Below are 14,056 nucleotides of genomic sequence, written 5' to 3'. Positions count from 1 at the left end.
CGAAATGACAAACGGGAGGGGAGTCTTGATTCCTGCTTCTTGCCTCTTGATTCTATTGTTCCTCCTTCAGGGGGTTAGGGGGCCTCTACATCTGATCCCTTACCTCTAACAAAAACTGTTTCAAAGTCTCCAGGGAGTTGATAACTGCTTGATTATCTTTAGTTACGCCTAAGTTTTCGCGGAGGTAATCTTTGGCCCCTTGCAGGGTGTAGCCTTTTTCGTTAATCAGGTTGAAGATGATCTTTAAGTTCTCAATATCTTCGGGAGTGAAATAGCGGTTACCTTTTTTATTCTTTTTGGGTTGCAGAATATCAAATTCCTTCTCGTAAAACCGCAATAGCGATTGGTTTACTTCAAACATGGCCGATACCTCGCCCATGGTATAGTATAGCTTGCTGATGTCGCGTTCTTTGTAAGGCATGGGGCAAAGATAATTACGATTTACGAATTACGAGTTACGATTTTCAGGAAAAATGAACAGATAATCAATACATTCAACTAGCAATTCACAAATCCTCATTCGTAAATCGTAATTCGTAAATCGTAAATCATTCAAAACTCTATCTTTGCACTTCAATTTATATACATGACTGCTCAGGAAATACGCCAGGCCTTTTTAGATTTTTTTGCTTCCAAACAACATACCATTGTGCCATCGGCACCTATCGTTGTTAAAAACGACCCTACACTGATGTTCACCAACGCGGGTATGAACCAGTTTAAGGCAGTTTTTTTGGGTGAAGAGCCTGTGAAATTTCCGCGCGTGGCCGATACGCAACGCTGTTTGCGGGTATCGGGCAAGCATAACGACCTGGAAGAGGTGGGTATTGATACCTATCACCATACCATGTTCGAGATGCTGGGCAACTGGAGCTTTGGCGATTACTTTAAAAAGGAAGCCATTGCCTGGAGCTGGGAGCTGTTAACCGAAGTTTATAAATTGGATAAGGATCGTTTATACGTTACCTACTTTGAAGGTGACGAAAAAGAAGGCCTGGCCGCTGATACCGAAACATTAGAACTATGGCGCGCCTTTGTTGCCGAAGACCATATCCTCCCAGGAAACAAAAAAGATAACTTTTGGGAAATGGGCGAAACCGGCCCCTGCGGACCGTGTACCGAAATTCACTACGATGGCCGAAGCGATGCCGAACGCGCTGCAAAACCGGGTGCAGAATTTGTTAACGGTGTTGACGACAGCGTTATGGAAATTTGGAACAACGTTTTCATGCAGTTTAACCGACTGAAAGACGGCAGTCTGCAACCTTTACCAGCCAAGCACGTGGATACCGGGATGGGCTTTGAGCGTTTGGTACGCATACTACAAGGCAAAACTTCTAACTATGATACGGATGTATTTCAGCCGCTGATACAGTTTATTGCGGATAAGAGTGGGATTGCTTATGGTAAGGATGTAAAAACGGATATTGCCATGCGCGTAATGGCTGACCATATTCGTGCGATTAGTTTCGCTATAGCGGATGGGCAGTTGCCTGCAAGTAATAAAGCGGGGTATGTTATCCGTAGAATATTACGCCGGGCTGTTAGATATTCTTATCAGCAATTAAATTTTAAAGAGCCATTCTTAAATCAACTGGTACCATTGTTGGCCCAACAGTTTGAAGGTGTGTTTACTGAATTGGTTGAACAGAAGGATTTTGTGCAGAAGGTCGTTTTGGAAGAAGAAACAGCTTTTTTAAGAACCTTAGAACAGGGAATTAAAAAATTCAATGAAATAGATACCAAAGTTATTACCGGAGAACTTGCATTTGAGTTATCAGATACTTATGGTTTTCCGATTGATTTAACTGAGTTGATGGCTCGTGAGGGTGGTAAATCCGTTGATATTTCTGGCTACGAAGCGTCCCTCCAAAAGCAAAAACTACGCTCCCGTGCCGCTACCGCTGTTGATACCGGCGATTGGATAGTGTTGCGCGGTGGCGATAATACCCGTTTTGTGGGTTATGATGAGTTGATGGTGGAGCGTGTCGAGATATTAAAATACCGTAAAGTTACCGCTCAGGGTAAGGAGCAATACCATGTTGTGTTGGATACTACGCCTTTTTATGCCGAAGGTGGCGGGCAGGTTGGTGATACCGGGCAATTGGTAAGCGAGTGGTACGATGAGCAAACCGGCCCGCTGGTGTTGCAGGTTGTGGATACCCGTAAAGAAAACGGATTGATCATTCACGTTGTGGAGCCGCAGTCAACCTATGCACCTCCCGATTTTAAAGAAGTACCGGGTAAATTACCTAACCCTATGCCGAGGCGTTATTCGGCTTTTGTGGATAATGGCAAGCGTATGTTTACCAATGCAAACCACTCGGCTACGCACTTGTTAAATGCTGCTTTAAAGCAGATATTGGGCGATCATATTAGCCAGAAGGGTTCGTTTGTGAACCATGAGTATTTGAGGTTTGATTTTTCGCATTTCAGCAAAATTAGTGAGGGCGATTTAGAGGGTATTGAGCGTACCGTAAATTCCAAAATACGGGAGTGTATCCCATTAAAAGAGCAACGCAGCGTATACTACAGAGATGCTATCGAGAGTGGCGCCACGGCCGCGTTCGGTGAAAAATATGGCGATTTTGTACGTGTAATTACCTTTGATGATAAGTTTAGCAAAGAGCTTTGCGGTGGCACCCATGTTAAAAATACGGGCGAGATAGGTTTCATTAAAATCACATCCGAAAGCGCGGTTGCCGCCGGGGTAAGGCGTATTGAAGCCGTTACCAGTGTATTTGCCGAGAACTATGTAAGCGAACAGTTTAACGTTTTAAAGGATGTTAAGGAAGTGCTTAAAAATCCGGCTAACGTTAAAAAGAGCCTGGAAACATTGCTTGAAGACAACGCCCGGATGAAAAAGGAACTGGAGAAAGGTGTATTGCTCAAAGCTTCGGGATTGAAAGATGGTTTGGCTAAAAAGGCCGAATTGATAAACGGTATCAACTTCATCGCCGAAAAGGTGGAGTTGCCTAATGCCGATGCGATTAAAAACTTAGCTTATAGTATTAAAGATATTGTTGCCGACCTGTTTTTGGTTTTAGTTGCCGAGATTGACGGTAAACCAAGTATTACCGTAATGGTTGCCGATAATTTAGTTAAGGAAAAAGGATTAAACGCCGGCGCAATTATAAAGGAGTTAGCTAAAGAAGTGCAAGGCGGTGGTGGCGGGCAGCCGTTTTATGCTACCGCTGGTGGTAAGGATGTTACTGGTTTGCCTAAAGTTTTAGAGAAGGCTAAAGCGTTTATACCAGCTAATTAATCAACTTCAATCTTATTAAAACTAAAAAGAGCCGCAATTGCGGCTCTTTTTAGTTTTAATGGTGTTTAACAGAATTAATCATGACCGTGGCCATGACCATTACCTTTATCATGTTTGCCGCCGCCGTGGTTTCCATTGTCGTGGTTATCGCCGCCGTGGTTTCCATTGTCGTGTCCGTTACCATGGTCGTCACGGTGTTCGTTATCCTGGTTGTAATATTTTTTAGCCTGACCCGGAGGCATGCCATGTGGGTTGCCATGTTGTTTGTAACGCACATCGCGGCTATCGCGGATGATGGTTTGTTTGCCTTTCCAACCCTTATATTTTCCGTATTGAACCCTGTCCTGGTTGTAGTTTAAATAGGGGCGTGGCCTGTTTACTACTACTTTATAACCTGAATATAGGTCATAATTGCTGTAGCGCGAAGGCAATGATGATGCATAGATCCAGCGGCCATTGCTCAAATAAATGAATTGGCGCGATTGTACGCTGTAATAACTTTCAACATCGGGTAGGTAATAGTAGTCGGCGCGGTCATAACCGGTAGGGCCCCAGGTTGGCTGGCTGCCTATGTTAATACTTACGCTAAATTGCGCATAAGTGGTAGTTTGAACAGCTGTAAGCATAATAACGCTTAGTAGCATCGGAAGGATAAGTTTTTTCATGATTTCTAAATTCTTATTAATTAGGTAGGCTTTGTATTCTTTAAAATGTTTATATATGCATTTTAAAGCAGCCTTTAATAAGGTTAACTAACCAATATCTGTGCCGATAATGTTTTTAGTATTAGGCATAAAAACTAATAAGTTTATATTTGAGGCGAGGTTAGCCATATTTGCAGGCTGATAATTTTTGATAATGACAAATACAAGCGTTGCAAACACCGATAAGTATGAGTTGGTTGTAGGTTTAGAGGTACATGCACAACTATCTACGGCAAGCAAAATATTCAGTGCCGATTCATCCGCCTTCGGCGGTAAGCCCAATACACATATCAGCCCTATTTCTTTGGGGCATCCGGGTACTTTACCCCGGATCAACCGTAAGGTTATAGAGTATGCTGTTAAATTAGGTTTGGCTGTTGATAGCCAGATCAATCTGCACAATCATTTTTCGCGCAAAAATTACTTTTATGCTGATCTGCCGAAAGGATATCAGATCAGTCAGGATACGCAGCCAATTTGTATTGGCGGCAGTGTTGAAGTGCATTTAAAAAGTGGCGAAACCAAGAGCATCGCTATCCACCATATCCACATGGAAGAGGATGCGGGTAAAAGCATGCACGATCAGCATACTACCGAATCGTTCATTGATTTGAACAGGGCAGGAGTGCCTTTGCTGGAGATCGTATCAGAACCGGATATCCGTAGCGCCGAAGAAGCGCATCAATATTTAACGGAGATTAGGCGCTTAGTACGCTTCCTTGATATTTGCGATGGCAATATGGAAGAAGGCAGTTTACGTTGCGATGCCAATATTTCGGTGAGATTAAAAGGCGCGGAAAAACTGGGCAACCGTTGCGAAGTAAAGAATTTGAACTCGTTTAGAAACGTACAGCGTGCCATTGAACACGAGTTTGCACGCCAGGTTGAGGTTTTAGAAGCAGGCGGGCATATTGACCAAAATACTTTAAACTTTGATGCGGATACCGGCGAAACATCGGTATTGCGCTCAAAGGAAATGGCTAATGATTACCGTTACTTCCCCGATCCGGATTTGCCGCCGGTTGTTTTAACTGAAGACTATGTGCAAAAGGTGAGGGCCATGATGCCTGAATTGCCTAAGGCATTATATCATAAATACATCAATGAATTAGGCTTATCGGTTTACGATGCTTCGGTAATTACGGCGGATAAAGATGTTGCGCATTATTTTGCAGAGTTAATTAAACTAACATCTAACTATAAAGGCGCGGCTAACTGGCTGATGGGTTCGGTTAAATCGTATTTAAATGACCACAGTATCAGCATTAACGACTTTAGTTTGGAACCCGCTCGATTGGCAGGCTTAATAGCTTTGGTTGATAGCGGCAAAGTAAGCAGCTCGGTAGCGGCGCATAAAATATTCCCGGTATTGTGTAAGGATGTTACCAAAACAGCGACAAAGATTGCCGAAGAATTGAATTTGTTGATAGAAGAGGGTGGCACAGATGTATCCGGATTTATCAGGGAAACATTAGCCAAACATCCCGACAAGGTGAACGAATACCATAAAGGTAAAAAAGGCGTTTTGGGTTTGTTTATGGGCGAGATAATGAAATTATCAAAAGGTAAGATCGATCCTAAAAAAACCAATCAGTTATTAATGGAAATATTGGAATCATCAAAATGAGAGTAAAATTAGCCGTTATATTTTTTTGCGCGATAGTCTTTACAGCCTGCAAATCAAAAGATTCGTTTACATTGAGCGGCGAGGTTGAAAACCCAAACAGTATTAAAAAAGTATTTTTATTAGAGGCCGATACCACGGGCCAGCCGGTTAAAATTGATTCGGCAGCTTTGAGCGACCAGAATAAATTTTCGTTTAAGCGCGAAACTCCTTATCCAAATATGTACAAGTTACAGATTGGCGGTACAATGTTTGACCTGATAGCGCAAAACGGCGATGATATTACATTTAAAACCAACGCGCTTGATACCACTAACAGGTACGAGTTAACAGGTTCGGAAGGTTCGGAGAAGATACAGGAGTTTAACAAACTGAGCAATAAGTTTGCTAAAGTAACCGAAGATATATTGGCTGAATACAATTATAAAACCCAAAAGCTGCATCTGGAATCGGCACCGCTGTTTGAGCTTGCCACCGAGAAGTTTAAAAAGAACCAAAAGGAATACTTTGTAATGGTGACCAAATTTATGAATGATAATAAATCATCACTGGCTGGTTTTTTTGCTTCTACCGCTTTGGACCCCATAACTTGCGAACCTGATTTGATCAAATACGCCGACGAGATAAGGGGTAAGTTTAATGGTAATACGGCTGTTGAGCGGTTTGTGAAGAAGATGGATTACGCGAAGCCACTATCGGTAGGCTATAAAGCTCCCGATTTTATGCTTGTTGATGAAGTTTACAAGCCTGTTAGAGTGTCGGATTTTAAGGGTAAATACCTGATGATAGATTTCTGGGCGTCATGGTGCGCACCTTGCCGGAAGGAAAATCCGAATGTTGTTAAAATGTATGCTAAATTTAAAGATAAGGGCCTTAATATTTTAGGTGTATCTTTAGATGAAAAAAGAGAAGACTGGCAACGGGCCATAGCTGCCGACCGCTTAACCTGGAGGCAGGTATCGGAGTTTAAAAACTTTAATGGGCCCATTGTACGGATGTATCATGTAGAAGCTATACCATCGAATTTTATACTTGACCCGGAGGGAAATATTGTAGCCAAAAACATTACAGGTGTCGATCTTGAAGATTTTTTAAACAAAACGTTGGTTAAGTAAAAACGTTAAGTTAAATCTATGTGATGATTAACAATTTGTTAATACAGATTTAACCTATTGGTATGATTAAGCTTATACATTTACAAAAAAAACACCTATGAGCAATTCAAAACAAAAGATCCTGATAGTTGATGATGAGCCGGATATTTTGGAGTTGATAGAGTATAACTTAAAGAAGGAAGGTTACCAGGTTTTTACTGCCCGCAATGGTCAGGAAGCGGTTACTGAAGCCAAACGTTCACTACCAGACTTGATCATACTGGATATAATGATGCCTAAGATGGATGGCATTGAAGCCTGCCGCATTATGCGTACCATGCCCGAATTTAAAAATACCTTTATGGTTTTTTTAACCGCGCGCAGCGAAGAGTATTCCGAAATTGCAGGTTTTAACGTTGGCGCCGATGATTATATAGCCAAACCCATAAAGCCCCGTGCCCTGGTTAGCCGTATTAACGCAATATTAAGACGCAACTCGCCAACAGAAGAAGTATCAGACAATAAACTTGAAATAGGCGACTTAGTTATTGACCGTGAAGCTTACCTTGTTTTTCAGGGTGGTAATAAGGTTGTTCTTGCCAAAAAAGAATTTGAACTGTTATACCTGCTGGCCTCAAAACCGGGCAAGGTTTATACCCGCGAAGTGATCTTAAAAAACATCTGGGAAGATTCGGTAGTGGTAACTAACCGTACCATTGATGTACACATCCGCAAACTTCGCGAAAAGCTTGGCGAAACTTATGTAAGCACTGTTAAAGGTGTAGGTTATAAGTTTGAGCTGCATTAGTAGATAGTCGTATTGAGATATTAGATATGAGATTTGAAATCAAGTCTCACATTTTTTTTGCTGTTGTTTTGAGATTTTTAGGAAGGCTCACCAACTTGTCATTTCGACGATAGGAGAAATCTTCTGCGAGCGATTGACACGATTTGCATTAGCGCTGCATACTTGCGCAGAAGATTTCTCTCGTCGGCCAATAGAGCTTTGCTCTATTGAACCTCTATCGAAATGACAAATTTGAGTTATATCATTTCAGGCAGATATCGATCGATGAAATGTCATTTGTCTTGTAAGAGGAAATGGCATTTTTTTTATGGGGCTATTTTGGCGATATTTGCGGTAATGAAGATACCTAAGTTCCAGGACCTGATAATTTTTGAAAATCCTGATATTATTGTTGTAAATAAACCCCCTTTTATTGCTTCGCTTGATGAGCGTGAGGGCGGCGAGATCAATATGCTGCGTTTAGCCAAGGCTTATTCGGCAGACGCGCAAGTGTGCCACCGTTTAGATAAAGAAACATCTGGCGCGCTTATTATTGCTAAAAATCCCGAAGCTTACCGGCTGGTATCTATGCAGTTTGAAAAACGCCGGGTTAAAAAGATATACCATGCTATTATTGAAGGCACCCATGTATTTGAGGACCTGCAAATTGATCTGCCGATATTAAACGCTGGTAAAGGCAATGTAACTATTAGCAGGCAAGAAGGTAAACGTGCCGAAACTCATTTCCAGTCGTTAAAATACTTTAAGCATTATACTTTGGTACAGTGCCGCCCGGTAACGGGTAGGATGCACCAGATCCGGATACATTTGGCTACTCAGCGGGCATCTATCGCCGGCGATGAAATGTACAAAGGTAAACCTGTGTTTTTATCCGCTATTAAGCGTGGTTACCGCTTGGGTAAAGAGCAGGAAGAGTTGCCAATTATGAAACGTTTTGCTTTGCACGCCTACGAAGTGACGTTTAAGATCAACGAGACGGAGGAAGTGGCTATCCATGCGCCGTATCCGAAGGATTTTGAAACGCTGTTGAAGTTGCTGGAGAAATTTGATTCGTAGGCCGGAGTAAAAAATAAGGAGCAAACATCAAGATCGCTTTTTGAAACCACCCATATATACCCATAATTTGTAATCCTGGTTATTGGGATTATTGTGGCGATTTACAGTTAAATCTTTGGTTAGGATGTATTCAAACAACCATCTTCCGAATTTTATTTTGATGGATGTTAATTTATAGCGGTAAAATCATATTTTTGGCCGCTCGTTGGTATTGAGTAATAATCAGAATTGTATAGTTTAAACTGAATATAGAATGAAAGTTTTAAAATTTGGCGGAACATCCGTAGGTAGTCCCGAACGGATGAAAAAGCTGCTGGATATTGTAAACCCTGCCGAAAGGCAAATTGTGGTGCTTTCGGCAGTATCAGGCACTACCAATAGTTTGGTTGAAATTGGTCAGGCTTACCTTACCGGCGATAAACTGAAGGCGGTGCAACTGCTTGCCGTTTTGAAAACGAGGTACGAGAAGTTTATTGCCGAATTATTTGCCAAGCCTGAGTTTTTAGCATCGGGTAAAGAAGTGATAGATTATCATTTTGGCCTGCTGGCTAATTTAGCTAACGATCATTTTACTACGATTGAAGATAAGATAGTTTTGGCGCAAGGCGAATTGTTGAGCACTACCTTATATCATGTTTATCTACAAGAAATTGGTGTGCCATCGGTACTGTTACCCGCTCTTGATTTTATGAAGATAGACGAAGATGGAGAGCCTGTTGTAGATTACATGACGGAGCATATCCAGCCTTTGCTGGCTCAGTATCCGGATAATAAGCTGTTCATCACACAAGGTTATATTTGCCGTAACAGCTTTGGTGAGATAGATAATTTGCGCCGTGGTGGCAGCGATTACACAGCATCGTTAATAGGAGCGGCCATCCGCAGCGAAGAGGTGCAAATATGGACAGATATTGATGGGATGCATAACAATGACCCACGCATAGTTAAGGGTACCAAACCCATAGCGCAGCTATCTTTTGACGAGGCTGCCGAGTTAGCTTATTTTGGCGCGAAGATATTACACCCGCAAAGTGTTTTCCCGACGCAAAAGTATAAGATCCCCGTAAGGTTATTGAATACCATGGAACCGGGCGCGCCGGGTACTCTGATCACCAATAGCAGCGAAAAGGGTGAAATTAAATCCATCGCCGCTAAGGATGGTATTACGGCTATCAAAATACACTCGAGCCGCATGTTATTGGCTTATGGTTTTTTACGCCGTGTGTTTGAGGTGTTTGAGCGGTATAAAACGCCGATAGATATGATCACCACATCAGAAGTGGCTGTATCGGTTACTATTGATGACACCACGCATTTGGGCGATATTACCAATGAGCTAAATATATTTGGCTCGGTTGAGGTTGATGTGAACCAAAGCATAGTTTGCGTGGTTGGCGATTTTGGTGCCGAAACGCATGGTTACGCGGCCCGCGTGCTTGAATCGGTTAAACATATCCCGGTACGTATGATATCATATGGCGGCAGCAGCTACAATATCTCCATACTGGTTAAAACAGCGGATAAGATAGAGGCGTTGCGGAGCTTGCATAGCCGGTTGTTTGAGTAGTTGATGGTTCATAGATCATGGGTCATGGTCGGAAACGTCAAAATCTTATAATTACAAATTTAGAAAACTATGGTCCATGAACTATCAACCATGAACCATGAACAAAAAATAACATGTTCAATACCAATACGCTTACCCGTTTTCAAGGCTTAGAAACTCCGTTTTATTATTATGATATGGCACTGCTGGGTCAAACTTTGCAGGCTTGCGCCGATGCTTCGGCTAAGTATAACTTTCATGTGCATTATGCCATGAAGGCGAATTTTAACACGAAGGTTATTGATAAGATACAATCATACGGTTTTGGAGCGGATTGCGTGAGCGGTGGCGAAGTTAAAGCGGCTATTGAACATGGTTTTAGTAAGGATAAAGTTGTGTTTGCCGGAGTAGGTAAATCTGACAAAGAAATTAACGAGGCTTTAGACAAGGATATCTTCTGCTTTAATGTGGAATCTGTTCAGGAATTGCAGATCATTAATGATCTGGCGAAAGCCAAAGGTAAAACGGCCAGTGTAGCTATTCGTATTAACCCGAATGTTGATGCGCACACCCATCATTTTATCACTACCGGACTGGAAGAGAATAAATTTGGTGTAAATACCTGGGAGTTGCCTGCTGTTGCAGAGGCTTTAGCTAAATGTACTAACCTGCGATTTTTGGGCATACACTTCCATATTGGTTCGCAAATTACAGATATGGGGGTTTATAAAAACCTTTGCGTACGTGTTAACGAACTACAGCAATGGTTTGAAGAGCGTAACCTGCCCATCAAGGTTTTAAACTTAGGCGGTGGCTTAGGCGTTGATTACATGAACCCGGATGAAAACCCGATATGTGATTTTGAAGCCTATTTTAAGGTGTTTAACGACTTTTTGAATGTAAAGCCAGATCAGGAAGTTCATTTTGAACTGGGGCGTGCCCTGGTGGCGCAATCGGCAGCTTTAGTGAGCCGGGTGCTTTATGTAAAGAATGGTATTAAGAAGAACTTTTTGATACTGGATGCCGGTATGACCGAGCTGATACGCCCGATGCTGTATCAGGCTTATCATCAGATAGAAAATCTGAGTCAGGAATCAAGAATCAAAAATCAAGAAGTCTTGAGTCCTGAGTCTGGCATCTGGCCTCTCATTAAATACGACGTAGTGGGCCCTATCTGCGAAAGCACGGACTGTTTCCGCAAGGATGTTGACCTGCCGGAATCTTTCCGTGGCGACTTGATCGTGGTGCGTACCGCGGGCGCTTATGGCGAAGTAATGGCTTCGGGTTATAATCTTCGCGATAGGGTACAGAGTGTTTACTCGGAATAAATTGATCAGAATTTATATCCAAAGTTGAAGGTAATGGATGTTAGGTTTTGATTGCCTTTCTTCATAAGTTTTAAAATGAATAGCCTAATCTTAATGTTCCGCTGGTTAAAGGTTGCAGGTCAAATACGAAGAAATAGTTTTTAACCTGTAGTGAATAGCTTACCGCGGGATCTATCTTTTGGCGCAGGTTGTCGTTATAATCAGAGTAGTTTAACAAGTCGGGGCCAAAGTAAGTCCCCAGATAGCCGCGTAGGGCATGTTTAATGCCCGAAGGGCTTTTCCATATCACTTCGCTGGTAAGGCCTGCATTTAAAACATCATTCTTATCGTAAATACGATAGCTTGGTAATGTTTTAACTGCGTTGCGGAAATTGGCATAATCGCCGGATTCGTTGCTGTACGAAAACTCAAAGCCAATTATCCTGAAATCGACATGATCGTTCATTGCCGTATAAAAGCTTCCTGATAGTTTGGCTCCAAAGCCATAAAATGCTTTACTGTCGAAATAATAGGGATCTGTTTTGGCCATTGATGTGTTATCATATGTTCCGCCAAAAGCGTAAATGCCATAAGCTAAATTGAAATTGCTGAAGGTATGCGCCTCGTGCAGATCGATACGGCCGAGGTAAAATTCATCCTTAAAATTTACACCGTTACCTGTACTGGCACCGAGGGAGATATAGGTAGATGATTTTACCGAATCGGTTGACATAGGTTTATTCATGTATGATGCGCTATTGCGGTACATTACAGGCGCGTAATAATGATCACTACATCCCGTGAGTATAACAACAACTGCAAAAAATGCTATAGTGTATAACTTGTTCATGTTTAAAGTTTAGATTACAATGCCGAAATATATAAACAATTTGTTATAAATAATAAGGTTTTTTATAGTAGTTGCTTAACTTAATGATAATATATAATGCACAGTAGCTTAAACAATTACACGTAGCTTTATATAAACGATAAAACATAAAAGTGATGAAAGCATTTCTGAATTTATTTTTGTTTTTGGCTAAAGTTAAAGAGGCTATGTTTTTAAGAAGCATGCGCTCTTTATACATGCACTAATAGCTTTTTAAGATAGGCTAATTTCTATGGATCTTTTTTCGGAGATTTGCCGCGGCTATATGGCCAGCCTTGATAATTAATGATATCTGATATAGAAAACCAAGCGTTTAATAAACAGCTTTTTGGCGATGATTTTGAATGGGGCGTATCTACCGCTGCCCCGCAAATTGAAGGTTCTTTAGACACCGATGGTCGTGGTCGTTCTATATGGGATGTTTTTACCCAAAAAAAAGGTAAGGTTTTAAACGGCCACAAGGCCGATATCGCCTGCGATTTTTATAACCGCTACGCCGAAGATATTGCGCTCATTAAACAGCTTAATATTCCTAACTTTCGCTTTTCGATAGCCTGGCCGCGTATTATGCCTGATGGCACGGGCGAGGTTAACCCGGAAGGGATAGCTTATTACAACCGCATTATTGATGAATGTATAAGGCAAGGTGTTGAACCCTGGGTTACGCTTTACCATTGGGACATACCTCACGAATTAGAAGTTAAAGGTGGCTGGACAAACCGCGAAGTGGTAACCTGGTTTAGCAATTATGTAAAGGTTTGTGCGGATGCCTTTGGCGACCGCGTTAAACATTGGATGGTAATGAACGAACCTGCCGTATTTACCGGTGCAGGCTACTTTTTAGGGATACATGCTCCCGGGCGTACAGGCATCAAAAACTTTTTGCCTGCCGTTCACCATGCCGTTTTATGCATGGCAGCAGGAGGGAGGATATTACGCGAAACTTTGCCCAACGCGCAGATAGGCACAACATTTTCGTGTTCGCATATTGAGCCTTACTCGTTAAACGCGAGGGATGTTGCGGCTGCCAAACGTGCCGATGTTTTTTTTAACCGCTTATTTATTGAGGCGGTATCGGGCATGGGATATCCTGACGATATTAAGGTGCTTAAACGCATAAAGCAATACATGCTGCCTGGCGATGAAGCGCTTATGAAATTTGACTTCGACTTTATAGGTATCCAAAACTATACCCGCGAAATTGTGAAGGCTTCGTTTTTAATACCCTACATTGGAGCCCGACTGGTTAAAGCAGAACATCGTAAAGTGCAGTTAACCGATATGAAGTGGGAAGTTTACCCGCAGGCTATTTATAACGTAATTAAAAAGTTTGATGCTTATCCGTTTATAAAAAAGCTCATCATTACCGAGAATGGAGCCGCTTTTCCGGATCAGATAAGCGATGGTAAAGTTGATGATCCTAAACGGATAAAATACCTGCAAGATCATATCGCCCAGGTATTAAAAGCTAAAAACGAAGGCTGCAAAATTGCTGGTTATTTTGTTTGGACCCTAACAGATAACTTTGAATGGGCCGAGGGATATCACCCCCGGTTTGGATTGATCTATATTGATTTCAAAACCCAGCAGCGTACTATTAAAGGTTCGGGGTTGTGGTATAGCAAGTTTTTATCAAATATTTAACTATTTGATAAGATGGGTTATAATTAGGCCAATCTGTATGATAGCAAAATCGCGGTTTTTTTGTTTCATTGTAATATGAATGGTCTACCTGGCCATAACCAGTGTTAAACACGTTGATA

General features: G+C 41.8%; 11 protein-coding genes. 8 read left to right on the top strand and 3 right to left on the bottom strand.

Annotated features, from left to right (window positions below; all coding sequences use genetic code 11):
• Positions 1 to 85: 85 nt before the first annotated feature.
• Positions 86 to 421 (bottom strand): MerR family transcriptional regulator, encoded by a 336-nt coding sequence (locus ABIN91_RS16170; protein WP_348052266.1) that lies wholly within the window; start codon positions 419 to 421, stop codon positions 86 to 88.
• A gap of 165 nt (positions 422 to 586) precedes the next feature.
• Between ABIN91_RS16170 and alaS the strand changes: the two genes are divergently transcribed.
• A complete protein-coding gene (gene alaS, locus ABIN91_RS16165) occupies positions 587 to 3,265 on the top strand; it encodes an alanine--tRNA ligase (RefSeq protein WP_348052265.1) in 2,679 nt (892 codons plus the stop codon).
• Positions 3,266 to 3,339: 74 nt separating this feature from the next.
• Here alaS and ABIN91_RS16160 read toward each other — a convergent pair whose 3' ends face one another.
• Positions 3,340 to 3,930 (bottom strand): hypothetical protein, encoded by a 591-nt coding sequence (locus ABIN91_RS16160; RefSeq protein WP_348052264.1) that lies wholly within the window; start codon positions 3,928 to 3,930, stop codon positions 3,340 to 3,342.
• Positions 3,931 to 4,123: 193 nt separating this feature from the next.
• Here ABIN91_RS16160 and gatB point away from each other — a divergent pair, with 193 nt between their 5' ends.
• The 6 genes from gatB (at position 4,124) to lysA (ending at position 11,425) form a co-directional block, all read left to right on the top strand.
• On the top strand, positions 4,124 to 5,596 hold the full coding sequence (gatB, locus tag ABIN91_RS16155; protein ID WP_348052263.1) for an Asp-tRNA(Asn)/Glu-tRNA(Gln) amidotransferase subunit GatB: 1,473 nt from the start codon (positions 4,124 to 4,126) through the stop codon (positions 5,594 to 5,596).
• Positions 5,593 to 6,708, top strand: a complete 1,116-nt coding sequence (locus tag ABIN91_RS16150) for a TlpA disulfide reductase family protein (protein WP_348052262.1) — start codon at positions 5,593 to 5,595, stop codon at positions 6,706 to 6,708. Before gatB ends, ABIN91_RS16150 begins: the two co-directional genes overlap by 4 nt.
• Positions 6,709 to 6,805: 97 nt before the next feature.
• On the top strand, positions 6,806 to 7,495 hold the full coding sequence (locus ABIN91_RS16145; protein WP_348052261.1) for a response regulator transcription factor: 690 nt from the start codon (positions 6,806 to 6,808) through the stop codon (positions 7,493 to 7,495).
• Positions 7,496 to 7,831: 336 nt separating this feature from the next.
• Positions 7,832 to 8,551, top strand: coding sequence for an RluA family pseudouridine synthase (locus tag ABIN91_RS16140; RefSeq protein WP_348052260.1), 720 nt, complete (start codon positions 7,832 to 7,834; stop codon positions 8,549 to 8,551).
• Positions 8,552 to 8,804: 253 nt separating this feature from the next.
• On the top strand, positions 8,805 to 10,118 hold the full coding sequence (locus ABIN91_RS16135) for an aspartate kinase (protein WP_348052259.1): 1,314 nt from the start codon (positions 8,805 to 8,807) through the stop codon (positions 10,116 to 10,118).
• 113 nt (positions 10,119 to 10,231) lie between these two features.
• On the top strand, positions 10,232 to 11,425 hold the full coding sequence (gene lysA / locus ABIN91_RS16130; protein ID WP_348052258.1) for a diaminopimelate decarboxylase: 1,194 nt from the start codon (positions 10,232 to 10,234) through the stop codon (positions 11,423 to 11,425).
• Positions 11,426 to 11,495: 70 nt separating this feature from the next.
• Here lysA and ABIN91_RS16125 read toward each other — a convergent pair whose 3' ends face one another.
• The gene (locus tag ABIN91_RS16125; RefSeq protein ID WP_348052257.1) at positions 11,496 to 12,254 is read right to left on the bottom strand and encodes a hypothetical protein; all 759 of its coding nucleotides are present in this window, start codon (positions 12,252 to 12,254) and stop codon (positions 11,496 to 11,498) included.
• Between the two features lie 324 nt (positions 12,255 to 12,578).
• Between ABIN91_RS16125 and ABIN91_RS16120 the strand changes: the two genes are divergently transcribed.
• Entirely contained in the window at positions 12,579 to 13,937 is a 1,359-nt protein-coding gene (locus ABIN91_RS16120) for a GH1 family beta-glucosidase (RefSeq protein WP_348052256.1), read from the top strand.
• Positions 13,938 to 14,056: the final 119 nt, after the last annotated feature.

This window comes from Mucilaginibacter sp. (assembly GCF_039921305.1).
Classification (GTDB): Bacteria; Bacteroidota; Bacteroidia; order Sphingobacteriales; family Sphingobacteriaceae; genus Mucilaginibacter.
Note: the sequence above shows the minus strand (reverse complement) of the source record. Positions and strands in the feature narration are given on the sequence as shown.

Coding starts and splice junctions, on each gene's coding strand:
- lysA (WP_348052258.1), top strand. CDS start 10,232: ATGTTCAATACCAATACGCTTACCCGTTTTCAAGGCTTAGAAACTCCG.
- gatB (WP_348052263.1), top strand. CDS start 4,124: ATGACAAATACAAGCGTTGCAAACACCGATAAGTATGAGTTGGTTGTA.
- ABIN91_RS16135 (WP_348052259.1), top strand. CDS start 8,805: ATGAAAGTTTTAAAATTTGGCGGAACATCCGTAGGTAGTCCCGAACGG.
- ABIN91_RS16125 (WP_348052257.1), bottom strand. CDS start 12,254: ATGAACAAGTTATACACTATAGCATTTTTTGCAGTTGTTGTTATACTC.
- ABIN91_RS16140 (WP_348052260.1), top strand. CDS start 7,832: ATGAAGATACCTAAGTTCCAGGACCTGATAATTTTTGAAAATCCTGAT.
- ABIN91_RS16120 (WP_348052256.1), top strand. CDS start 12,579: ATGATATCTGATATAGAAAACCAAGCGTTTAATAAACAGCTTTTTGGC.
- ABIN91_RS16150 (WP_348052262.1), top strand. CDS start 5,593: ATGAGAGTAAAATTAGCCGTTATATTTTTTTGCGCGATAGTCTTTACA.
- ABIN91_RS16145 (WP_348052261.1), top strand. CDS start 6,806: ATGAGCAATTCAAAACAAAAGATCCTGATAGTTGATGATGAGCCGGAT.
- alaS (WP_348052265.1), top strand. CDS start 587: ATGACTGCTCAGGAAATACGCCAGGCCTTTTTAGATTTTTTTGCTTCC.
- ABIN91_RS16160 (WP_348052264.1), bottom strand. CDS start 3,930: ATGAAAAAACTTATCCTTCCGATGCTACTAAGCGTTATTATGCTTACA.
- ABIN91_RS16170 (WP_348052266.1), bottom strand. CDS start 421: ATGCCTTACAAAGAACGCGACATCAGCAAGCTATACTATACCATGGGC.